18 protein-coding genes are annotated in these 21,303 nt (G+C 67.0%); 13 read left to right on the forward strand and 5 right to left on the reverse strand.

Features of this window, described 5'->3' with window-relative positions:
- The first annotated feature begins 44 nt into the window (after nt 1-44).
- Nucleotides 45-839: an SDR family NAD(P)-dependent oxidoreductase gene (locus AU198_RS22520; RefSeq protein WP_064350803.1), complete on the forward strand. Its 795-nt coding sequence runs from the start codon at nt 45-47 to the stop codon at nt 837-839.
- Here the strand turns inward: AU198_RS22520 and AU198_RS22525 are convergent, their stop codons facing one another.
- A complete protein-coding gene (locus AU198_RS22525) occupies nt 840-1,706 on the reverse strand; it encodes a DUF8686 domain-containing protein (protein WP_064350804.1) in 867 nt (288 codons plus the stop codon).
- A 46-nt stretch (nt 1,707-1,752) separates the two neighbouring features.
- The gene (gene aspS, locus AU198_RS22530; RefSeq protein ID WP_064350805.1) at nt 1,753-3,519 is read right to left on the reverse strand and encodes an aspartate--tRNA ligase; all 1,767 of its coding nucleotides are present in this window, start codon (nt 3,517-3,519) and stop codon (nt 1,753-1,755) included.
- A gap of 78 nt (nt 3,520-3,597) precedes the next feature.
- Here aspS and AU198_RS22535 point away from each other — a divergent pair, with 78 nt between their 5' ends.
- From AU198_RS22535 to AU198_RS22545, 3 genes are all read left to right on the forward strand, one after another.
- Nucleotides 3,598-4,485: an oxidoreductase gene (locus AU198_RS22535; protein ID WP_064350973.1), complete on the forward strand. Its 888-nt coding sequence runs from the start codon at nt 3,598-3,600 to the stop codon at nt 4,483-4,485.
- A 72-nt stretch (nt 4,486-4,557) separates the two neighbouring features.
- Nucleotides 4,558-7,710 carry an ATP-binding protein gene (locus tag AU198_RS22540; protein WP_064350806.1) on the forward strand — a complete coding sequence of 1,051 codons (3,153 nt, stop codon included), beginning with the start codon at nt 4,558-4,560 and terminating at the stop codon, nt 7,708-7,710.
- Nucleotides 7,711-7,729: 19 nt separating this feature from the next.
- Nucleotides 7,730-8,230, forward strand: a complete 501-nt coding sequence (locus tag AU198_RS22545; RefSeq protein WP_064350807.1) for an SRPBCC family protein — start codon at nt 7,730-7,732, stop codon at nt 8,228-8,230.
- Between the two features lie 71 nt (nt 8,231-8,301).
- Here AU198_RS22545 and AU198_RS22550 read toward each other — a convergent pair whose 3' ends face one another.
- Nucleotides 8,302-9,807 (reverse strand): carboxylesterase/lipase family protein, encoded by a 1,506-nt coding sequence (locus AU198_RS22550; RefSeq protein WP_064350974.1) that lies wholly within the window; start codon nt 9,805-9,807, stop codon nt 8,302-8,304.
- A gap of 31 nt (nt 9,808-9,838) precedes the next feature.
- Between AU198_RS22550 and ypfJ the strand changes: the two genes are divergently transcribed.
- The 5 genes from ypfJ to AU198_RS22575 are packed head-to-tail and all read left to right on the forward strand — an operon-like array spanning nt 9,839 to nt 14,711.
- Nucleotides 9,839-10,732, forward strand: coding sequence for a KPN_02809 family neutral zinc metallopeptidase (ypfJ, locus tag AU198_RS22555; protein WP_064350808.1), 894 nt, complete (start codon nt 9,839-9,841; stop codon nt 10,730-10,732).
- Entirely contained in the window at nt 10,725-12,383 is a 1,659-nt protein-coding gene (locus AU198_RS22560; protein ID WP_064350809.1) for a DUF885 domain-containing protein, read from the forward strand. The genes ypfJ and AU198_RS22560 overlap by 8 nt, the downstream gene beginning before the upstream one ends.
- A 9-nt stretch (nt 12,384-12,392) precedes the next feature.
- The gene (locus AU198_RS22565) at nt 12,393-13,067 is read left to right on the forward strand and encodes an MBL fold metallo-hydrolase (protein ID WP_064350810.1); all 675 of its coding nucleotides are present in this window, start codon (nt 12,393-12,395) and stop codon (nt 13,065-13,067) included.
- Between the two features lie 56 nt (nt 13,068-13,123).
- Nucleotides 13,124-13,870 (forward strand): SDR family oxidoreductase, encoded by a 747-nt coding sequence (locus tag AU198_RS22570; protein WP_064350811.1) that lies wholly within the window; start codon nt 13,124-13,126, stop codon nt 13,868-13,870.
- Nucleotides 13,871-13,883: 13 nt separating this feature from the next.
- On the forward strand, nt 13,884-14,711 hold the full coding sequence (locus tag AU198_RS22575; protein ID WP_064350812.1) for a mycofactocin-coupled SDR family oxidoreductase: 828 nt from the start codon (nt 13,884-13,886) through the stop codon (nt 14,709-14,711).
- Nucleotides 14,712-14,813: 102 nt separating this feature from the next.
- On the opposite strand, the gene AU198_RS22580 is transcribed toward AU198_RS22575, so the two are convergent.
- Complete coding sequence (locus AU198_RS22580) at nt 14,814-15,698, reverse strand: acyl-CoA thioesterase (protein WP_064350813.1); 885 nt, start codon at nt 15,696-15,698, stop codon at nt 14,814-14,816.
- Nucleotides 15,699-15,774: 76 nt separating this feature from the next.
- Between AU198_RS22580 and AU198_RS22585 the strand changes: the two genes are divergently transcribed.
- The 4 genes from AU198_RS22585 to AU198_RS22600 all read left to right on the forward strand — a co-directional run bounded on the left by AU198_RS22585 (nt 15,775) and on the right by AU198_RS22600 (nt 20,240).
- Nucleotides 15,775-16,425, forward strand: coding sequence for a TetR/AcrR family transcriptional regulator (locus AU198_RS22585; protein ID WP_064350814.1), 651 nt, complete (start codon nt 15,775-15,777; stop codon nt 16,423-16,425).
- Between the two features lie 110 nt (nt 16,426-16,535).
- A complete protein-coding gene (locus AU198_RS22590; RefSeq protein WP_064350815.1) occupies nt 16,536-17,759 on the forward strand; it encodes an amidohydrolase family protein in 1,224 nt (407 codons plus the stop codon).
- 73 nt (nt 17,760-17,832) lie between these two features.
- Nucleotides 17,833-18,981 carry an acyl-CoA dehydrogenase family protein gene (locus tag AU198_RS22595; protein ID WP_064350816.1) on the forward strand — a complete coding sequence of 383 codons (1,149 nt, stop codon included), beginning with the start codon at nt 17,833-17,835 and terminating at the stop codon, nt 18,979-18,981.
- Nucleotides 18,978-20,240, forward strand: a complete 1,263-nt coding sequence (locus AU198_RS22600) for an acyl-CoA dehydrogenase family protein (RefSeq protein ID WP_064350817.1) — start codon at nt 18,978-18,980, stop codon at nt 20,238-20,240. Before AU198_RS22595 ends, AU198_RS22600 begins: the two co-directional genes overlap by 4 nt.
- A gap of 27 nt (nt 20,241-20,267) precedes the next feature.
- Here the strand turns inward: AU198_RS22600 and AU198_RS22605 are convergent, their stop codons facing one another.
- Nucleotides 20,268-21,287: an Rv2578c family radical SAM protein gene (locus AU198_RS22605; protein ID WP_064350818.1), complete on the reverse strand. Its 1,020-nt coding sequence runs from the start codon at nt 21,285-21,287 to the stop codon at nt 20,268-20,270.
- Nucleotides 21,288-21,303: the final 16 nt, after the last annotated feature.

Consider the following 21,303-nt stretch of genomic DNA (forward strand, 5'->3'; position numbering starts at 1 on the left):
GCCCGGTATTCCGCAGGTATTGCGCATCCGCATAATCGACAACCATGCGGGTGATCGTGACGGGCGGTAACAGCGGCGTCGGGAAGGCCACGGCGGCGGCACTGGCGGCCGACGGCCACAGCGTGCTCATCGCCTGTCGCGATGTGGACAAGGGCCGTCGGGTCGCGTCCGAGATGACCCGTGACGTCGAGGTGGCCGCCCTCGACCTCGCCGACCTGGCCAGCGTGCGCTCGTTCGCCGATTCCGTCGAATCCGTTGATGTGCTGGTGAACAACGCCGGCGTGATGGGCATGCCGCTGACGCGCACCACCGACGGTTTCGAATCGCACATCGGCATCAATCATCTCGGCCACTTCGCGTTGACGTGCCTGCTGGCCGACCGGATCACGGACCGGGTGATCTCGGTGGCGAGCGCGACGTACCTGTTCGCCACTTTGCATCTCGACGACCTGAACTGGCATCGCCGCAAGTACTCGAAGTGGAGCGCCTACGGCGAATCCAAGTTGGCCAACCTCCTGTTCGTCGCCGAGCTGGCCAATCGGGGTGTGCGCGCCTACGCCACCGACCCCGGCGCCACCGACACCGACATCACCCGATCGCTCGGAATGGGTGAGCATCAACGGATCCGGCGCCTGATGCACACCCCCGCCCAGGGGGCCCGGGCCACCTTGCAGGCGGTCACGACCGACCTGCCCAGTGGGACCTATCTGGCGCCGCTGTTCAATCAGCTCGGCAGGCCCAAGGTCACCCGGTTGCGACGCAAGGCTGTCGATCCGGCGATGGCGCACCGCCTGTGGGACGCGTCGGCCGACCTCACCGGGTGCGACTGGCCGCGCTGATCAGTCCTTCTGTCGCCACCACGCGACGACGTACAGCACCATCGCCGCCGCCAGCGCAATCAGCACCCACAGGACCACCGCCAAGTCGATCCAGGCGCCCGCCGGTGGCGCGCCGGGCAACAGGTTCCGGAGCGGGACCACCGCGAACAACATCGCCGCGAACCAGGTCGTCAACGGCGGCAAGAACTTTCGTCGTCCCAGCACCGTCTCGATCGCCACGAAGAGTGCAGCCGCCGGCAGCGCGAGCAGCACCAGCAGGACCCCGACGTCGAACGCGAGCGCTCCCCTTGTGCGCTCCATCGTGAAACGCACGGTGGACACCCCGTCGGCGGTGCCTTGTTCGGTGTGGACGTCCCATCCGTTGATCTGCCCTGCGACGACGATGCCCGCCGCGATCGGGCGTTGTTCCGGGCCGTCGCCCGAGAAAGCCTGCACGCCGATGATGTCGGTGGTGAACCTGTCGAACGGCCAGTCGTCGGGGTCGCCGACGGCGACCAGCTGGGTCGTCGTGTCATTGGCGGACAATGCGGGGTGGACGTAGATCAGCTCGCCGGAACTGGTCCACGAGCTCAGGCGGATCGTGACGTCGTCGGTTGCGCCGGTCTGCAGCCCCGGGCCGGGGTGCAGCAGAACGTCGACGACGAACCGGTTCTGCACGGCGTTCATCTCCCGCAGTCGGATGATGACGACGGTATCGCCGGTGACCGAGGGCTCGGAGAACTGGAAATGTCGGTGCTCGGGCTCCAGCAGGGCGTATCCCACCAGGGAGCCGATGTAGACGGCGATGACCGCGACCACCGTCGTCACGACGGTGACCCGTCGCCGCCTGGGCGTGCCTGATGGCGCCGACGGAACCGCACCTGTCACGCGCGGATCGTAGCCTCAGTTGTGACTGATCCGACGCGGATTGGACTCAGTCGGTCTTCGGCTTGGCGTCGATCCCGGATTCCTTGCGCTGCTGCGGCGTGATCGGCGCAGGGGCACCGGTCAACGGGTCGACACCACCGCCGGACTTCGGAAACGCGATCACTTCGCGGATCGAGTCCGCACCGGCCAGCAGCGCGGTGGTGCGGTCCCACCCGAACGCCAGGCCCCCGTGCGGCGGCGCGCCAAAGGTGAACGCCTCCAACAGGAATCCGAATTTCTCCTCGGCCTCGGTCTTGTCGATACCCATCACCGCGAACACCCGCTCCTGGATGTCGCGGCGGTGGATACGGATCGAGCCGCCGCCGATCTCGTTGCCGTTGCACACCACGTCGTAGGCGTCGGCCAGTACGCTGCCCGGATCGCTCTCGATGCGGTCCTCGAACTCGGGTTTGGGCGCGGTGAAGGCGTGGTGCACCGCGGTCCACGCCCCGGACCCGACCGCGACGTCGCCGTGCGCCGTCGCGTCATCGGCGGGCTCGAACAGCGGCGGGTCCACCACCCACGTGAACGCCCAGGCGTTCGGGTCGATCATGTCGAGCCGTTTGGCGATCTCGATGCGCACCGCGCCGAGCAGCGCCCGCGAACTCTTCGCCGGACCCGCAGAGAAGAACACGCAGTCACCCGGTGACGCGCCGACGTGGGTGGCCAGGCCCTCACGTTCGGCATCCGACAGATTCTTGGCCACCGGGCCGCTCAACGTGCCGTCCTCGCCGACGAGCACGTAAGCCAGCCCCTTGTGCCCCCGCTGTTTGGCGAAGTCCTGCCAGGCGTCCAGCGTGCGGCGGGGCTGGGAGGCGCCGCCGGGCATGACGACGGCGCCGACGTACGGCGCCTGGAACACGCGGAACGGGGTGTCTTTGAAGAACTCGGCACACTCGACGAGTTCGAGTCCGAACCTCAGATCGGGCTTGTCCGAACCGAACCGGCGCATCGCGTCGGCGTACGTGATCCGCGGCAGCGGCAGGGGTACGTCGTAGCCGACCAACCGCCACAGCGCCGCGACGATCTCCTCGGAGACCGCGATCACGTCCTCGGAGTCGACGAAGCTCATCTCGAGGTCCAGCTGGGTGAATTCGGGCTGGCGGTCGGCGCGGAAATCCTCGTCGCGGTAGCAGCGCGCGATCTGGTAGTAACGCTCCATGCCCGCGACCATCAGCAGCTGCTTGAACAGCTGCGGGCTCTGCGGCAACGCGTAGAACGATCCCGGCTGCAGCCGCGCGGGCACCAGGAAGTCGCGGGCACCCTCGGGGGTCGAGCGCGTCATCGTCGGGGTCTCGATCTCGACGAAGTCGTGCCGCTCGAGCACCTCGCGGGCGGCGGCGTTCACCTTGGAGCGCAGCCGGATCGCGTGGCCGGGTTCATCGCGCCGGAGGTCGAGGTAGCGGTACTTCACGCGCGCCTCTTCGCCGGGCTGCTCGTCGAGCTGGAACGGCAGCGGTGCGCTCTCCCCCAGCACGGTCAGCGACGTCGCGTTGACCTCGATTTCGCCGGTCTCGATGTCGGGGTTGGCGTTGCCTTCGGGGCGGATCTCCACGACGCCGTCGACGGCGATGCAGAACTCGGCGCGCAACCGGTGCGCTGACTCCAAGACAGCCGCTTCGCGGAACACGACCTGCGACACCCCCGACGCGTCGCGCAGATCGATGAAGATGACGCCGCCGTGGTCGCGCCGACGCGCCACCCAGCCGGCCAACGTCACCTTCTGACCGGCGTCGGCGGGCCGCAACGATCCGGCGGCATGACTGCGCAGCACTGAGACTCCTGAGGAAATCGCCTGACAAGACAACTGCACAAGTGTAGAGGGGTGCAGTTCGCCGGTAACTTGGCGTTCATGCCTAGTCGCGTCGCCCTCGTCGGGCCCGGGGCGATCGGATCGACCGTGGCGGCTTTGTTGTACGCGGCCGGTCACGCGGTGACGCTGTGCGGACGGACACCGCTCGACTCGATCGAGGTCAGGCCCGACGACGGCGATCCGATCGTGGTGCCCGGTCCGGTGCTGACCGACCCCGCCGACATAGACGAGTCGGTTGACGTCGTGCTGCTGGCGGTCAAGGACACCCAAAACGAGCAGTCGGCGGGGTGGCTGGCGAAGTTGTGCGACGACCGCACCGTGGTGTGTGCGCTGCAGAACGGTGTCGAACAGGTCGAGCGCGTCGGCCGCTTCTGTCCCGGGTCGACGGTTGTGCCTGCGGCCGTATGGGTTTCGGCGGAGCCGACGCCGCAGGGCTATGTCTGGTTGCGCACCGGAGCGCGGCTGGTGTTACCCGACACGGCAGGCGCGCAGACGTTGGCAGACCTGTTCGCCGGCAGCGCGGTGGCGGTCGAGATCGATCCGAACTTTCTCGATGCCGCCTGGCACAAGCTCCTGGTCAACGCGGTCGTGGGGTTCATGGTGCTCAGCGGTCGCCGCTCGGGCATGTTCCGGCGCGACGACGTCGACGGCCTTGCCCGCCGTTATCTGGCCGAGTGCCTCGCCGTCGCGCGGGCAGAGGGCGTCACGCTGGGCGACGAGGTGATCGACGACATCGTCGGCCTGCTCGCCAAATCCCCGGAGGACATCACCACGTCGATGCTGACCGACCGCGAGGCCGGCCGGACGCTGGAGTGGGACATCCGCAACGGGGTGATCGCCCGCAAGGGCGCCGAGCACGGGCTGAGCACCCCGATCAGCGATGTGCTGGTGCCGCTGCTGGCGGCGGCCAGCGACGGGCCCGGATAACGGTACGGGCGGCGCCGCACGGCGATATCGTTTTCCGGCACCGACCAAGCTACGTCCTCTTGGAGGCGGCGGATGGACGCACCGGCGCGCTGCCCCACGTGCGCTACCGAAGCGCGTGTCGGAGCCCGGTTCTGCGACGGGTGCGGAACCCCGCTGAATCAACCTCACGTCGCCGAATACAAACAAGTGGCGGTGTTATTTGCCGACGTGGTTCGGTCAATGGACATCGCCAGCGCCCTGGGTCCAGAGCGGCTCCGGGAACTGATGACGGAACTCGTGCTTCACGCGACAACCATCATCCGTCGCTACGACGGCACCGTGAACCAGTTCACCGGGGACGGGATCATGGCGCTGTTCGGTGCTCCGAGAGCGTTGGAGGATCACGCTCGTCGCGCATGTCTGGCGGCCCTTGACATCCAGGGAGAGGTGCGTGCCTTGGCCGTGGAAATCGCTCGCCGGGACAATATCTCTCTGCAGCTGCGGATCGGGCTCAACTCCGGATTGGTTGTTGCTGGCGACATAGGGCCCGAGGCTCTTGCTTATACGGCGGTCGGCGAGCACGTGGGGATGGCCCAGCGGATGGAGTCGGTTGCGCCGCCTGGTGGCGTGATGCTCAGCGAATCCACAGCCCGATTGGTGGAAGACGACGCGCGGCTCAGCGATCCGCAGCCCGTCCGTATCAAGGGATCGACCGAGCCGGTGACGGCACGTTGTCTGCTGGCCGTCGGCAAGCATCGCCGCACGGGCCAACGGACGACCCCGTTGATAGGCCGACAGGGAGAGATGCTCCTCGTAGAGACGGCGCTCAACGAAGCGCTCAGCGGCCACGGACGCATCATTGGGATCGAAGGGACTCCCGGTATCGGTAAGAGCCGGATCATTCAGGAAGCCGTAGCAACGGCCACGCGACGCGGCCTCGACGTCGTCTCGACGTATTGCGAATCACATACCAGTCAGGTCCCGTTTTCGGCCGCGGCCGAACTGCTGCGCTCGTTCTTCGGTGTTGACGGGTTGGACCCAGCCGAGGCTGCGGTCAGGATCCGAACCAGAATTCCCAAGGCGAACCGCGAGGATCTCGACCTACTGCACGATCTCCTCGGCATCGCCGACCACCGCGCAGGCAGTGGTATCGACCCAGACGCCCGGAGGCGCCGGCTCACCGGATTACTCGAGGCGGCTTTCCTGGCACGGACCGAACCCGCCATATTCGTCATCGACGATGCACAGTGGATCGACACCGTCAGTGAGTCGCTGCTCACCGAACTTTTCTCTGCTGTGCCAAAAATCCCTGTGCTGGTGCTCATAACGTACCGTCCGGAGTATCGCGGTGAGCTGAGCGGAGCAGGCGGCTCTGACTTGATTACCGACATGATCTCGCTGAGCCCTCTGGACCGCTCCCACACATCTACGCTGCTGGCCGAATTGTTGGGGCGGGACCCGTCGGTCGCGCACATCGCCGAGCGAGTTTCCGACCGCAGCGCAGGCAACCCATTCTTCGTCGAGGAGATCGTGCGTGATCTGTCTGAGCGCGGAATTCTTGATGGTGCCCGCGGCGCCTACACCTATCACGGCGAAGGGGACGTCAGCGTTCCGGCGACCGTTCAGGCCACCATCGCGGCCCGCATCGACCGTCTCGGTGCGTCGGCCAAGCGAACGCTCAACGCGGCGGCCGTAATTGGCTTTCGATTCGGTGACCGGCTGCTGAGCGCACTCGATGTTGGCGAGGTCGCCGAACTCGTGGATGCCGAACTTATCGAACCCGTCTCGTCCTCCGAGTTCACCTTCCGCCATCCACTGATCCGCGCAGTCGCTTATGAGTCACAACTCAAATCGAGCCGTTCGCGTCTGCACCGCCTGGTCGCCGCCGCACTCGAGAACCGGGACCCATCGTCGGTGGACAAGAACGCTGCTCTCATCGCCACCCACCTAGAGGCGGCGGATGATCTGCACCGGGCCTTCGGCTGGCACATGCGGGCCGGTAACTGGTCGCGGCTTCGGGACCTCGGCGCGGCCCGGATGAGTTGGGGGCTGGCACGTGAGGTTGCCGACCGCCTGCCCGTCGATGACCCCCGCCGAACGGCGATGCGGATAGCACCGAGAACGTGGCTGTGCGCAACGGTATGGCGGGTCGGCGGCGGCCTCGAGGACGTCAAATTCGATGAATTGCGCGAACTTACGGACGCCGCGGATGACAAGCGGTCGCTGGCGATGGGGATGGTCGGACAGGTGCAGATGCTGAACTTTCACGGAAAGTTCCGCGAGGCGTCCCGGCTCGCGTCCGAGTACGCGAGCGTCTTGGATTCGATAGGTGACCCGGAGTTGACTGTCGGCTTCCTCACTACTCCAACTCTCGCCAAGTGGAACGCCGGCGAGATCTCCGAGGCCATCCGTCTCGCGCAACACGCAATCGATCTCTCGAACGGCGATCCGACGATGGGAGACCTGGTGATAGGTTCGCCGCTCGCCTTCATGCTGGCGTTGCGCGGATCTGCCCGGTGCTGTCTGGGGATCGCGGGGTGGCGCGAGGATTTCGACCGCGCAATCACGATGGCCCGCAGCGTCGACCCATTTACATTCTGCGGCGTGGTGCAGTTCAAATACATCGCGGTGTTGAACTGGGCACTGCTGGCCGACGATGTCGCGCTGCGTGACACGGCAGAGGCATTAGAGATCGCGAAGCGGGGGGCCGACGATTTCACGCTGGCCAACGCCGAATTTGCACACGGCCTGGTGCTCGTACGCCGCGGCGAAGCTGACCGCGAACGCGGTTTCGATCTGCTTGAGCGGGCTGCCCGGTTGGCTCGCGAACATCGGTACACCATCATCGCGGCATGGTGCCGCGACCTTGATGTAGCGGCAGAGATGAACCGGACTAAGGACTATCAGGCCGCAATTGAGCTCGCCGAACGTGTTCTGGCGCAGGAACTGGGCAGCGGCGAGCACATCAATCTCGGTTGGAGCACCACCGTCCTCGTCGAAGCGCTGCTCGGCCGCGCAGGCCCGGGGGATTTCGACCGGGCCCAGGCAGCGGTCGACCGTTTGGCGGCTATCCCGGCCGAACCGGGCCTCGCGTACCAGGAGTTACCGCTACTGCGGCTGCGGGCGTTGTTGGCTCACGCGCACGGTGATCACTCGGCCTACCGCGCTTTTCGCGACAGCTACCGCAGGCGCGCGAAGTCCACAGGCATGGAAGGCCACATCGCGATCGCCCGCGCGATGGACTAGACACCCTCCTCTACTGTGTATGCCCATGCAGCAGTGTGAACGCGTCGACCTGGGCTTCATTGAGAGCGCGCCGTTCCGGTTCGTCAGCACCGTCGACCTCGCGATCACACCCGAACAGCTCTTCGAGGTGCTCACGGATGCGGAGTCATGGCCGCACTGGGCCACCGTGATCACCGAGGTCACATGGACCAGCCCCGAACCACGCGGTGTCGGCACCACCCGAACGGTGAAAATGCGCGGCGGCATCGTCGGCGACGAGGAGTTTCTCGCTTGGGAGCCCTACAGCCACATGGCTTTTCGGTTCAACGAGGCCTCGACCGGAAGTATCGCGGCGTTCGCCGAGGATTACCGGGTCGTGCCGACGTCGCAGGGCTGCCACCTGACGTGGGTGATGGCGATGAAACCCAACGGCGCCGCCGCCCGGATCGGAATGACGCTCGGCAAGCCCGTGATGGGCTGGCTGTTCCAGAAGTTCCTGTACAACCTGCGCGACTATTCCGCCAACCGCTTCGGGGTCTGACCTCACGGCGCCGAAATAGCATTCCAGCAGGCGTCCACTCGTACTTTCGCTGCTGGAATGCAATTTCGCGGTCAGTACAGCTCCGCCCAGGCTTCGCGTCGCGCGGCGTCGGGATCCGAGACCACCGTGTCGCGCGCGCTCATGACGATCCGGGTGCAGCGCCGTTCGGTGTCGTAGACGGGCCAGTCGTGCCCGTTGGACCAGTGAATCTCGCCCGTGTCCCACCCCTGAGAAGCGAAGTCGAGCCACGCCCGCTGCATACGCCTGCCGACCGCGGGTTGCAGCCGCCGCCCCAGCGGGTGGATCTTGCGCCCGAGATATGACGCGTAGCTGTGCTGGATGTGCACGATCTCGCTGCCATGGGTCGCGCCGAGACCGAGGATGCGCAGGCTGAAACCGAAATGGTCGAAGCGGTACATGTGGGTCGGGGCGTGGCCGCTGTACGCGTCGGCGAACGCCCACGCCGGCCCGCCGAACATCACGTCGGAAGCGAACTCGAGAAGTGCCCGTCGACGCGGATATTGCGGGTACGCGGCCAGCACGCGCTGTTTGGCGTCGGGCCCGATGCGGGCGAAGTACGCCTCCACAGACGCCTGAGTGGTCGGCAGCATCGGCGGTTTGGTCCAGGCGAACATCGACGCTTCGTGACTGTTGGTCCCGATGATCAGCGGCACCCGCCGCAGGGTTCCGGCGCGCGCGGCGTCCACCGGGTGACGGGGCAGCAGGTCGACGCCGTACGTCAACCCGTAGGCCAACGTCGGCGTGCGCGCGGCGCTTTCGAGTTGCAGCCTGCCCGCCGCGCGGCGCAGCTCCCGTTGCGGTAGCCCCTTGACCTCGGAGACCGGCACGCCGAGTCGGCGCACGAACTCGTGCGCCTGCTGGGCCCGCTGCTCCCGATCGGCGATCAGCGGCAGCGCCGGGCTCTGGGCGATCGCGCGGCTGAACAGGCCCTCGGCGGCGGGGCTGGCGATCAGCGCGAGCACCGACGTGCCGCCCGCGGACTCGCCGAACACCGTCACGCGGGACGGATCGCCGCCGAAGGCCGCGATGTGGTCGCGGACCCAACGCAATGCGGCGATCTGGTCCCGCAGGGCCAGGTTGTCGTCGAACCCGTCGCCGAGGTCGCCGAGTTCGAAGCCACCGAAGACGCCGATGCGGTAGGTGATGTTGACCACGACCACGTCGCCGTTGGCGGCCAGCCGCGAACCGTTGTAGAGCTGGAACTGACCGGCACCGAACACGAACGCGCCGCCGGGTATCCACACCATCACCGGCAGTGACGCACTGGTGTCGGGCGACCACACCGTCAACGTCAGGCACGCTTCGTCGCGGACCTTGGGGTCGTCGCGGCCACCGCCGACGAACGACTTCCCCTGCGGCGGCAGCGGCCCGTGCTCGACCCCGTCGCGCACCCCTGTCCACGGCCGCTTCGGCTCGGGCCCGAGGAACCGGCGCTCACCCACGGGTTGCTCGGCATAGGGCACCCCTCGCCAGACCCCGACGCCGCCTTCGGTTGTGCCGCGGAGATCACCGAGGTCGGTGTGCACGACGGCCGAATGTCCGACAACGGTGGCCACGACCGAATCGTAGTGTGCGAAGCTGAACGTCATGACCTTCAACGAAGGTATGCGCATCGACACCAGCACCGCCTCGTCCAGTGGCGGCGGGGGCGGCCCCGGTCGGGGCATCGCGGTCGGTGGCGGCGTCGGCGGCCTGCTCATCCTCGTGGTGGCGCTGTTCCTTGGCGTCGACCCCAGCACGGTGGTGCCCCAGCAGGGCCAGTACGACAGCCAGGGTGTAGAAGCGCCGGGCTTCGACGTCAACCAGTGCAAGACCGGCGCGGACGCCAACGCGATCCCCCAGTGCCGCGTGCTCGCCACCGGCAACTCACTCGACGCGATCTGGCCACAACTGCTGCCGGACTACACCCGACCGGGCGTTCACCTCTTCACCGACAGCGTCAACACGGCGTGCGGCCATGCCACAAGCGCGGTCGGACCGTTCTACTGCCCCGCCGACCAGACCGCCTACTTCGACGTCGGCTTCTTCAAGGTCCTGCGTGACCAATTCGGTTCCAGCGGCGGACCGTTGGCACAGGAGTACGTGGTCGCCCACGAATACGGCCATCACGTGCAGAACCTCACCGGCGCGCTTCGGAACTCGCAGGGCCCCGGCGCGGCGGGCCCCACCGGCGGCGGCGTGCGCACCGAACTGCAGGCCGACTGCTACGCGGGCGTCTGGGCGCACTATGCCGCCATCACCAAGCAGGAAGGTACCGACGTCACGTTCCTACAGCCGTTGACGGACAGGGACATCGCCGATGCGCTGTCGGCTGCGGCCGCGGTGGGCGACGACCGCATTCAGCAGAAGACCACCGGCCGGGTGAACCCGGAGGGGTGGACGCACGGATCCGCCGCGCAGAGGCAGAAGTGGTTCACCGAGGGCTACCGCACCGGTGACCCGAAAACCTGCGACACGTTCTCCACGAGCGACCTTGGGTAGGACGCCCACGGCGGTCGACGCCGTCGCCGAACGCTACCTGGACACCCTTGCCGAGCTCGACCCTTGCGCCGCAACGAAAATGGGCATAACCGGTCACGACCGCAACTATGACGAGGAGATCACCGACTACTCCCCCGACGGTGTCGCCGCGCGCGCCGACGCAGCGCGTCGCACACTGCGCGAACTGTCCGAGGTCACACCGGCGGACGCGGTCGACGAGGTCACGGTGGCGGCGATGCGCGAGCGCCTGGGAATCGTGATCGACCTCAATGACGCCGGCCTCGATCTGGGCGAACTCAACGTGATCGCCTCACCGCTGCAGTCGATGCGCAACGTGTTCGACCTCATGCCGACCCAAACCGCCGACGACTGGGCGGTGATCGCGCGCCGGCTCTCGCACCTGCCCGACCGTGTCGCCGGATACGCCGACGCCCTGCGTGCCGCGGTCGCCGACGGGCATCCTCCGGCGGTGCGCCAGGTCGTGCGCGGGATCGAACAGGCCGCGAGCATTCAGCACCTGCTGGTCGACATGGTCGCGAACGCGGTCCCGGAGAACACGGCGTTGCACGACGACCTGCAGCAGCACGCGGCGAACGCCGCCAACGCCTACCGGGAGCTGGGCAGGATCCTTGGCGACGAGATCGCCCCGCATGCGCGCGCCGAGGACGCCGTGGGCCGAGAGGTTTACCGGTTGTGTTCGCGTTCGTTCCTCGGCGCCGAGGTCGATTTCGACGAGACGTACGAGTGGGGCCTGGAGCGGCTGGAAAGCATTGTCGCCGAACAGCAGAAGCTCGCCCAGCAGTTGTATCCCGGGACGTCGATCGCAGACGCGCTGCGGCGGCTGGACGGCGAGGAGCGCTACCTCGTCCACGGCGTCGACGCGCTGCAGGCATGGATGCAGGACCTGTCCGATCGCGCTGTCGAGGCACTCGCCGACACGCACTTCGACATCGCCGAACCACTGCGCGAGCTGGAGTGCCGGATCGCGCCGACGCACACCGGCGGCATCTACTACACCGGTCCGTCGGAAGACTTCAGCCGGCCGGGCCGGATGTGGTGGTCAGTTCCGCACGGCGTGGACACCTTCCACACGTGGCAGGAGACGACGACGGTGTTCCACGAGGGCGTTCCGGGACACCATCTGCAGATCGGCCGCGCGGTCGTGCGCGCCGACCAGCTCAACCGGTGGCGGCGGCTGGGCTGCTTCGTGTCGGGTCACGGCGAGGGTTGGGCGCTGTACGCCGAACGGCTGATGGCCGAACTCGGTTGGCTCGACGATCCCGGCGACCACATCGGAATGCTGGACGCGCAACGCTTTCGGGCCGCGCGCGTCGTCATCGACATCGGGGTGCACTGCGGTATGACCGCGCCCGACGGCACCGTGTGGGATGTCGACAAGGCGTGGCAGTTCCTGGTGTCCCACAGTGCGATGAACGAGGAGCACCTGCAGTTCGAGCTAGACCGCTACCTGGGCTGGCCGGGCCAGGCGCCGTCGTACGCGATCGGGCAACGCATCTGGCAACGGCTACGCGACGAGATGCTGGGCAGCGGTGTGTCGCTCAAGGAGTTCCACGATCGCGCGCTGGACCTCGGCGGACTGCCGCTCGACGTGCTGCGGTCGGCGCTGACGAGTGATTTCGCCTCGGGCTAGCGTGAACGCATGGAGTGTGTCGCGGTCACGCCGAACCTGACGATGCTCGTCGTCAGCGGATGGCAGGTCTACGCCTGGCGCGACGGTGACTCGGTCACGATGATCGACACTGGGGCACCGGGATCCGGCGCGGCCATCGCTGACGCCGTACCCGGAGTCGATCGGATCATCCTGACGCACGGGCATGTCGACCACGTCGGCTCGGCGGCCGAACTCCACACATCGACGGGGGCCCCTGTCCTCGCCGGCGCCGGCGACGCCGCGGCCATTCGTGACGGCGTCGCGCTGCCCCCACCGGTGTTCGAAGATTGGGAGGTGCCGATCCACGCGCGCGTCGCCGCGGGGTTGCCCGATGCGGCCGACCCCGTCCCCGTCGCCCGGGAACTGCGCGACGGCGACATCCTGGATTTCGGCGGCGGCGCCGAGATCTTGTCGATACCGGGCCACACCGAGGGCAGCATCGCGATCCATCTGCCCCGCCACGGTGTGCTGTTGACCGGTGACACCATCGCCAACGTCGGTACGCTCATGCTCGGCACCTTCAACCAGGACCGGGTGCGCACGGTGGCGTCATTCCGCCGCCTCGCCGCGCTCGACATCGACACGGCGTGTTTCGGGCACGGCGAACCGATCACCTCCGGTGCGGGCGCACGGCTTCGGGAGGTCGCGGCCACGCTGAGCTGACCGGCCCCATCCGAATCGCCCAGCGAGTACCGTCACCGGGGTCGAAGGAGACACTCATGCGCATCGCAATCGCAGGAGCGACGGGAAACATCGGCGCCCGCACCGCCGCCGCGCTGGAGCGCGACGGCCACGAGGTCGTCCGCATCAGCCGCTCACTCGGGATCGACCTGTTGTCCGGTGAAGGCCTGGACTCCGCGCTCGCCGGCGTGCACGCCGTCGTCGACGCCGTCAGCGCGCCGCCCATCGACCGGGACCGCACCATCGAGTACTTCGGCACCACCACACGCAATCTGCTCGCCGCCGAGCAGCGCGCCGGTGTCGGTCACCATGTGCTGTTGTCGATCGTCGGCATTCACGCCATCGAAGGCAATGCGCATTACTCGGGCAAGCGGGAACAGGAACGGCTCGTCGCCGACGGACCGGTGCCGTGGACCATCGTGCCCGCCACCCAGTTTCACGACTTCGCGGCCATGGTCGCCGGTTGGTTCGAACAGGACGGGGTGTCGACCATCGCCCCGCTGCTCGTGCAGCCGATCGCGCCCGATGACATCGCCGAGGTCCTCGCCGAGGTGGCGGTCGGTCAACCGCAGGGCCGGTATGTGGATGTCGCGGGGCCCGAGACACAGGACCTCGTCGACATGGCACGCCGGACGCTGGCCGCCAGGGGCAGGCAGGTGAAGCTCGTCCCGACCTGGTCGGGCATGTTCGGGCTCTCGATGGCCGGAAATGTCTTGCTGCCGGGCGAGAATGCGCGCATCGCCCCGACGACGTTCGACGACTGGCTCGCCGCCGGCGCCAACTGATCAGGAGGACTGGATGACCAACCTCGACACCCCGCTGGCCGGAAGGGTGGCCTACGTGACGGGGGCCGCCCGTGGCCAGGGCCGTCAGCACTGCGTGCGGTTGGCCCGCGCCGGCGCCGATATCGTCGCGATCGACGCGTGCGGTCCGGTCGCCGCGCACAACGGTTATCCGCCCGCGGGCCCGGAGGATCTCGCCGAAACGGTGAGCCTCGTCGAAGGTGAGGGCCGCAAGATCGTCGCCGACCGGGTCGACGTCCGCGATCTCGCGGGCCAACAGCGGGTGGTCTCCGACGCGATCGAGCAGTTCGGCCGCCTCGACATCGTCGTCGTCAACGCCGGTGTGATGAATTGGGGCCGGCTGTGGGAGATTTCGGCGCAACAGTGGCAGGAAGTCCTCGACATCAACCTCACCGGTGTGTGGAACACGATCAAGGCCGCCGTACCGGCGATGATCGAGGCGGGCAACGGCGGGTCGATCATCACGATCAGTTCGGCAGCCGGCATCAAGGCCGTCCCCGGCTGCGGTCACTACTGCGCCAGCAAGTTCGGCGTCGTCGGGCTCACCAACTCGTTGGCGGTCGAACTCGGCGAGTTCGGCATACGGGTCAACTCGGTGCATCCGTACGGCACCGACACCCCGATGGGCAACGACACGTCGATGTACCAGATCTTCGCCGACCACCAGACCTACATCCACAGCTTCTCCCCCGGCGCGCTGCCGACGGAGTCGCTGGCCGACCCGGATCTGATCTCCGACATCGTGGTCTGGTTGGCCAGCGACGCCTCGTCACTGCTGACCGCGGCGCAAATCCCCGCTGACAAAGGCTATCTCAAGATCTGAGCGTGCCGCGAGTCTGAACTTGTGCGCCAAATTTCAACGAATGTTCGTGCAGAAGTTCAATTTCGGCGCCCGGCCACCGCCGGCGCCCGGGCACCGCCTCCGTCAGAGCCGGGACTGCTCCTTGATCGCCGTATCACTGGTGCGCAGCGGCCGGATCAGCGCGTCCTGGGTGAAGGATGCGATCAGCTCACCCGCCTCGGTGTGCACCGTGCCGCGCACGTACGACATGCCGGCGCCCACCTGGGTGCTCTCGTGGCTGTAGAGCAGCCACCCGTCCCAGCCGAACGGCTCGTGGAAGCTGACCGATACCGTCATCGGCGCGGTCGACACGGTGATGTGCGACTGCGCGGTGCCGATCCCCTCGTGCGCGCGCATCGTCGTCGAAATACCAAGGTGCCCGGTCAGATACACGACGAGAGCCTTGGCGAGCTCGTCGCGGTCGGGGGTCTTGTCGTAGTGCACCCAGGCGTACAGTTCCGGCGGGCCGACCTCGTCGGGGCTGTTGACGTCGACGATATCGACGAGCCGGATCTCGCGACCGGCCATGGCCATGCCGGCATCGTTGGCTTCCGCGGGTGGCTTCACGTCGGGTCGCGCCAGCGCATGCCGGATGACGTCGTCGGTCGGGACGTCCGTCAGCACGGTGACGGTGATGCAGCGTTTGCCGTTCTGCTTGGCCGCGACGACAGCGGTTGCGGTGGAACGGCCTTCGTTGACGACGTCGATCTCCAACTCGACCGGTCCAGCAGCGACCATGACCGCCCGCGAGAACACCGCATGCACCGATCGAACCGACTTACCCTCGAATCGCTTGGCCACCGCCACGATCACCTGGGCGAGCACCTGGGTGCCCTCGACAACCTGCCGGTCCTCCTCACCGGCGGGCCCGGTCTCGGCGATGAATCGGTTCTCCCCGTCCGAGCGGACGTCGAACAGGTCGAGCAGGGTGTCGACGGTCCACTGTTGCTGCGCTGAGTCTGTGGTCATGCAAGGAACAGTAACCGAGCCTCTACAAAAGCGGTAACGTCGTTACCAGTCAATCACGAGCCGGAAGGTGACGACCATGGCCAAGCCGAGCGGGCGCCCCGCCGCGAGCGGTACCCGCACGGCCGACGCTGCCGATGGCGATTCCCGGCCCAAGCGCTTCATGAAGTCGGCATTGGCGATCCTCGGCGAGACCGGGCGCACCGACTTCACCGTGCTCGAGGTGGTCGAGCGGTCGAAGACGTCGCTGCGGTCCTTTTACCAACACTTCTCGACCAAGGACGAACTGCTCCTCGCCTTGGTCGACAAGATCATGTCCGAGTCGACGCGCCGCTGGCGCGAGGACACTGACGGGCTACCGGCCGCCACGGCCCTTCGCGTCCTCATCGACCGGATCTGCACCCCGCCCGAGACCACCACACAGGACAAGGTCAACCGGGGTCTGACGAACTACAACGACCGCCTCGCAGAGACCTTGCCGCGTGAGTACTCCCGCGTGCTCTCCCCGGTCTACGAGTTGATCAGAGACATCATCAACCGCGGCATCGCCGAGGGCGTTTTCCGGTCGGACCTCAACGTCGACGCGCGGGCCGCGCTGATCATGCAGTCCGCGCTGGGCGCGATCCGGCTGCAGGTGCTCGGTGCGGAACTCAGCGGGATACCGGTCGGCGCCGACGACATCTACGACTTCTGCCTCAGCGGGCTCACCGGCCCGGACAAGCACGCTTGACCTGCACCGCACAAGCCGAGAACCAGCCTCTCCAGGGCGGCTGTTTATGCTGGTCTGAAAGTGGTAATGTCATTACCACTCACAGCCAATCAGACTTGCAGGAGGCGAACATGACACGCCAGCTTCCCTATCCCGTCTTCGACGCGGACAACCACTTCTACGAGCCCAAAGAGGCGCTGACCAAGTTCCTCCCGGACCACCGCAAGCACGTCATCGACTACATCGAGGTGCGTGGGCGGACCAAGATCATGGTGCGTAACCAGGTCAGCGACTACATCCCGAACCCCACCTTCGAGGTCGTCGCGCGCCCCGGCGCCCAGGAGGAGTACTTCAAGCACGGCAGCGGCGGCAAGAGCTTCCGCGAGGTGATGGGCAAGCCGATGAAGGCGATCCCGGCCTTCCGCGAACCCGCCGCGCGACTCGAGGTCATGGACGGCCTAGGCCTGGACTACTCGCTGATGTTCCCGACCCTGGCCAGCCTGGTCGAGGAACGGATGAAGGACGATCCGGAGCTGATCCTCGACGTCATCCATGCGCTCAACGAGTGGATGTACGAGACCTGGCAGTTCAACTACGAGGACCGGATCTTCTCCACACCGGTGATCAACCTCGGCATCGTCGACCGCGCGCTCGAGGAACTCGAGTGGTGCCTGGAGCGCGGCGCCAAGACCGTACTCGTCCGCCCCGCCCCGGTGCCCGGGCTCAAGGGCACGCGTTCGTTCGGGCTGCCCGAGTTCGATCCGTTCTGGGACGCCTGCGTCAAGGCCGGTATCCCGGTGTCGATGCACGCATCGGACTCCGGCTACGCCGAGTACCTCAACGATTGGGAACCGGCCGACGAGTACCTGCCGTTCAAGCCGACCGCGTTCCGGATGGTGTCGATGGGCAAGCGGCCGATCGAGGATTCGATGGCCGCACTGGTGTGCCACGGTGCGCTGACCCGCAACCCCGATCTGCGGATCCTGTCGATCGAGAACGGCGCCGACTGGGTGCCCTACCTGTTCAAGCAGTTCGAGGGCGTCTACAAGAAGATGCCGCAGGAGTTCCCCGAGAATCCGATCGAGGCGTTCAAGCGCGGCGTGTACGTCGCGCCGTTCTGGGAGGACGACTTCGCCAAGATGGCCGACCTCATCGGTGTCGACAGGGTGATCTTCGGATCGGACTGGCCGCACCCCGAGGGCCTGGCCGAGCCGACGCATCTGATCGACGACCTGCAGGGCCTCGACGAGGAGGGCCAGCGGAAGGTCATGGGCGGCAACATGATCGAGCTGTTCAAGGTACCCAACGAGATCGTCCACAACCCCGACGTGCCCGCGCTCGTCATCCCCGCCTGAGTTCAGGCACCGTCGCGAAACGTGCGTGTCGATCCGTCGACACGCACGTTCGCACGATTACGAAAGAGAGCCCGTGAGCGACAGCGCGAACAACGGCACGAATCCTGAGGTACTGCTCTTCGCCTCGACCACACAGTCGTTCCTCGAAAAGGAAGTCCCGCTGAGCCGTATACGGCAGATGCACGACGCCGGAACCTCGTTCGACGCCGACTGGTGGCGTCGAGCCGTCGAACTGGGCTGGACCAGCCTGCTGGTGCCCGAGGAACTCGGCGGCGGCAGCGTGTCCGGCAACGGCGTCAAGGATCTGGCACTGGTCGCCGAGATCGCCGGTAAAACCGTCGCTCCGGGGCCGCTGCACCCGGTGAGCACCGTGCTCGCCGGACTCGTCGACGCGCCCTCCGGCCACGAGGACACCATCGCGGCGCTGGTCGCCGGGGATGCGGTGGCCAGCTGGGCGGTATATGAACCCGGCCGGTCATGGTCTCCCCTGACCCCGTCGGTCACCGCCACCGCCACCGCGACCGGTTTCCGCATCGACGGCGTCAAGGACCGTGTCGAGGCCGGTGCGCACAGCGGATTGTTCTTGGTGACAGCACAATCCGACGACGGTGTCCGTCAGTTCCTCGTGCCCGCGGACACACCAGGTGTGCGTGTGGAGCCACAGCGTTCGATCGACATGGTCAAGAGTTACGCGCGCGTGCACTTCGACGGGGTCGAGGTCGACGCGGGCGCGGCGGTCGGCACGGCCGAGGTGACACCAGCGCTGATCGAGCGCCAGGCCCAGATCGCCGCCGTGCTGCAGTGCGCCGAGGTCGTCGGCATTCTGGATACCGTGTTGGCCTTCACGATTCAGTGGGGATTCGACCGACACAGCTTCGGTCGCCCCCTGGGCTCGTATCAGGCGCTCAAACACAAGTACGCCGACCTGAAGATCTGGTTCGAAGGGTGCCGGGCCACGACCAACGCCGCGGTGGCCGAGGTGGCGGCGCGGACTCCCGGCGCGGCGATGGCCGTCAGCGTCGCGAAATCCTATGTGGGCGAATACTCACCGGGCATGTTGCAGCTGTGTGTGCAGCTGCACGGCGGCATCGGGGTGACGTGGGAGCACGACCTGCACCTGTTCCTGCGTCGAACCACGGTGAACCGCTCGATGTTCGGCACCCCCGAGGACCACAACCTGCGCGTCTACGCCCTCACCGAAAACCTGGAGCAAGCGTCATGACCGACACGACGTCGGCCCCGGCCGCGCCGGCCACCGCGGAGTCCGTCGAAGAGTTCGCCGCCCGGGCTCAGGCGTGGCTGGCACAGAACATGCCCTCCATCGACCCGAACAACCCGCCCGAGCACGACCGCGGTGAAGAGGAACCGTGGCAGCGCGCGCGGGAACTCCAGAAACGGTTGTGGGACGGCGGATTCGCCGGTATCTGCTTCCCGAAGGAGTACGGCGGGCTCGGTCTGCCGATCGCCTATCAGAAGGCGTTCGACAACGTGTCGCGCTGCTACGAGATGCCGGTGATCCTGAACACGCCGACGTTCACGATCTGCGCGGCCACCATCCTCGACACCGGCAGCGAAGAACAGAAACGTCAGCACATCTCTGCGGCCCTGCGCGGCGACGAGGTGCTGGTGCAGCTGCTGTCGGAACCCAGCGGCGGCTCCGACCTCGCCGGCGTGATAACCCGCGCGGACCGCAAGGGCGACAGGTGGGTGATCAACGGCGCAAAGACGTGGAGTACAAGCGCTTTCGCCGCTGATTACGGATTGATGCTCGCGCGCACCGACTGGGATGTGCCCAAGCACGAGGGCCTGACCATGTTCCTGGTGCCGATCAACAGCCCCGGCATCACACTTCGCCGCATCAAGCAGGTCAACGGGTCGGTCGAGTTCTGCGAGGAGTTCTTCGACAACCTCGAACTCGGCGACGACGCGGTCGTCGGTGAGGTCAACGGCGGCTGGCACGTGGCGTCGCGCCAGCTCTACCACGAGCGGCGCGCGGTCGGCGGCGGCTCGGAGTTCGCCAGCGGTATCGGCGCCGAGGGCAAATCCGATGTGCCGATCAACTACGTCGAGCTGCTCGAGAAGGTCGGCCAACCGGACAATGAGCGGCTGCGCGCGATGGCCGGCCGCGCGCTGGTGCACCGGGCGGTCCGCGAACAGCTGATCGACCACGTGTATCACGGCGTCCTCGACGGATCGCTGCCTCCGGCGGCGGGGTCGATCATCCGCATCGCGCACGCCGACGTCCACCATCTGGAGTTCGACACCGCCCTGGCCATCACCGGCAGCGCGGGCGTCGTCGATGTCGACGATGACCTGATCCGTTACGGCGAACGGTATCTGGGCCGGCAGGCCGCCGCTCTCGGCGGCGGAACCACCGAGATCGCGCGCAACATCATCGGCGAGCGCGTGCTCGGCTTCCCACGCGAACCCGCCGCCGATCGCGATGTGCCGTTCAAAGAGGTCAAGCGCAACCGCGGCTGACTTTCCGTGCGACCGCAACCGTTGCGCTTAGAACAGAGTGGGCTGCAGGGTCTGGACGGGTGACGGCGCCGGCGGTGTGTCCGCGGCGCGGAACGAGCGGCGGTCGGGCGCCAGGCCGTGCTTGGCGACCAGCGGTGCCGCCCGGTCGTGCAACATCTTCCGGTAGTCCTGCGGCAGATAGGCGCCACGACGATACAACTCGCGGTATTTGGGCACCAGCTGCGGGTGTGCGCCGGCCAGCCAATTCATGAACCAGCCGCGTGTAGAGCCACGCAGGTGCAGGCCGAACACGGTGACGCCGGTGGCTCCGGCCGCCGCGATCTCGGCCAGCAGCGCATCGAGGTGCTCGGCCGAGTCCGTCAGATGCGGCAACACCGGGGCCACCATCACATGGCAGCCCAGCCCGGCGTCGCGGATCGCGGCGATCATCCCGAGGCGCGCCTGCGGCGACGGGGTACCCGGTTCGACTTCCCTGTGCAGCACGGGGTCTCCGACGGCGAGCGAAACCGCCACGCTGACGTCCACCTGGCGGGCGGCCTCGCGGATCAGCGGCAGATCGCGTTGCAGCAGGGTGCCCTTGGTGAGGATGGAAAACGGCGTACCGGAATCGGTCAGCGCCGAGAGGATCCCGGGCATCAGCGCATAGCGGCCCTCGGCCCGCTGGTACGGATCGGTGTTGGTGCCCAGGGCCACCGTCTCGCGTTGCCACGACCGTCGCGACAGTTCGCGGCGCAGCACGTCGGCCACGTTGGTCTTGACGACGACCTCGCTGTCGAAATCGCTGCCGGAGTTCAGATCCAGATACTCGTGCGTGGGCCGCGCGAAGCAATAACGGCAGGCGTGTGAGCATCCGCGGTAGGCGTTGACCGTGAACCGGAACGGCAGCATGGCCGCGTTGGGCACCTTGTTGAGCGCCGACTTGCACAGCACTTCATGGAAGGTCATGCCCTCGAACTGCGGCGTCCGCACGCTGCGCACTAAACCGATACGCTGCAGTCCGGGCAGCGCGCCGTCGTCGACGCTGACACCCTGCCCATCCCACCGCATACATTCGATTCGAACT

The organism is Mycobacterium sp. GA-1199, assembly GCF_001500045.1.
Lineage (GTDB): Bacteria > Actinomycetota > Actinomycetes > Mycobacteriales > Mycobacteriaceae > Mycobacterium.

What these genes read in the sequence shown, in the direction of transcription:
- AU198_RS22575 (WP_064350812.1), top strand. Translation starts at nt 13,884, where the DNA reads ATGACCAACCTCGACACCCCGCTGGCCGGAAGGGTGGCCTACGTGACG.
- AU198_RS22600 (WP_064350817.1), top strand. Translation starts at nt 18,978, where the DNA reads ATGACCGACACGACGTCGGCCCCGGCCGCGCCGGCCACCGCGGAGTCC.
- AU198_RS22570 (WP_064350811.1), top strand. Translation starts at nt 13,124, where the DNA reads ATGCGCATCGCAATCGCAGGAGCGACGGGAAACATCGGCGCCCGCACC.
- AU198_RS22590 (WP_064350815.1), top strand. Translation starts at nt 16,536, where the DNA reads ATGACACGCCAGCTTCCCTATCCCGTCTTCGACGCGGACAACCACTTC.
- AU198_RS22535 (WP_064350973.1), top strand. Translation starts at nt 3,598, where the DNA reads ATGCCTAGTCGCGTCGCCCTCGTCGGGCCCGGGGCGATCGGATCGACC.
- AU198_RS22540 (WP_064350806.1), top strand. Translation starts at nt 4,558, where the DNA reads ATGGACGCACCGGCGCGCTGCCCCACGTGCGCTACCGAAGCGCGTGTC.
- AU198_RS22580 (WP_064350813.1), bottom strand. Translation starts at nt 15,698, where the DNA reads ATGACCACAGACTCAGCGCAGCAACAGTGGACCGTCGACACCCTGCTC.
- AU198_RS22545 (WP_064350807.1), top strand. Translation starts at nt 7,730, where the DNA reads ATGCCCATGCAGCAGTGTGAACGCGTCGACCTGGGCTTCATTGAGAGC.
- ypfJ (WP_064350808.1), top strand. Translation starts at nt 9,839, where the DNA reads ATGACCTTCAACGAAGGTATGCGCATCGACACCAGCACCGCCTCGTCC.
- AU198_RS22605 (WP_064350818.1), bottom strand. Translation starts at nt 21,287, where the DNA reads ATGCGGTGGGATGGGCAGGGTGTCAGCGTCGACGACGGCGCGCTGCCC.
- AU198_RS22520 (WP_064350803.1), top strand. Translation starts at nt 45, where the DNA reads ATGCGGGTGATCGTGACGGGCGGTAACAGCGGCGTCGGGAAGGCCACG.
- AU198_RS22565 (WP_064350810.1), top strand. Translation starts at nt 12,393, where the DNA reads ATGGAGTGTGTCGCGGTCACGCCGAACCTGACGATGCTCGTCGTCAGC.
- AU198_RS22585 (WP_064350814.1), top strand. Translation starts at nt 15,775, where the DNA reads ATGGCCAAGCCGAGCGGGCGCCCCGCCGCGAGCGGTACCCGCACGGCC.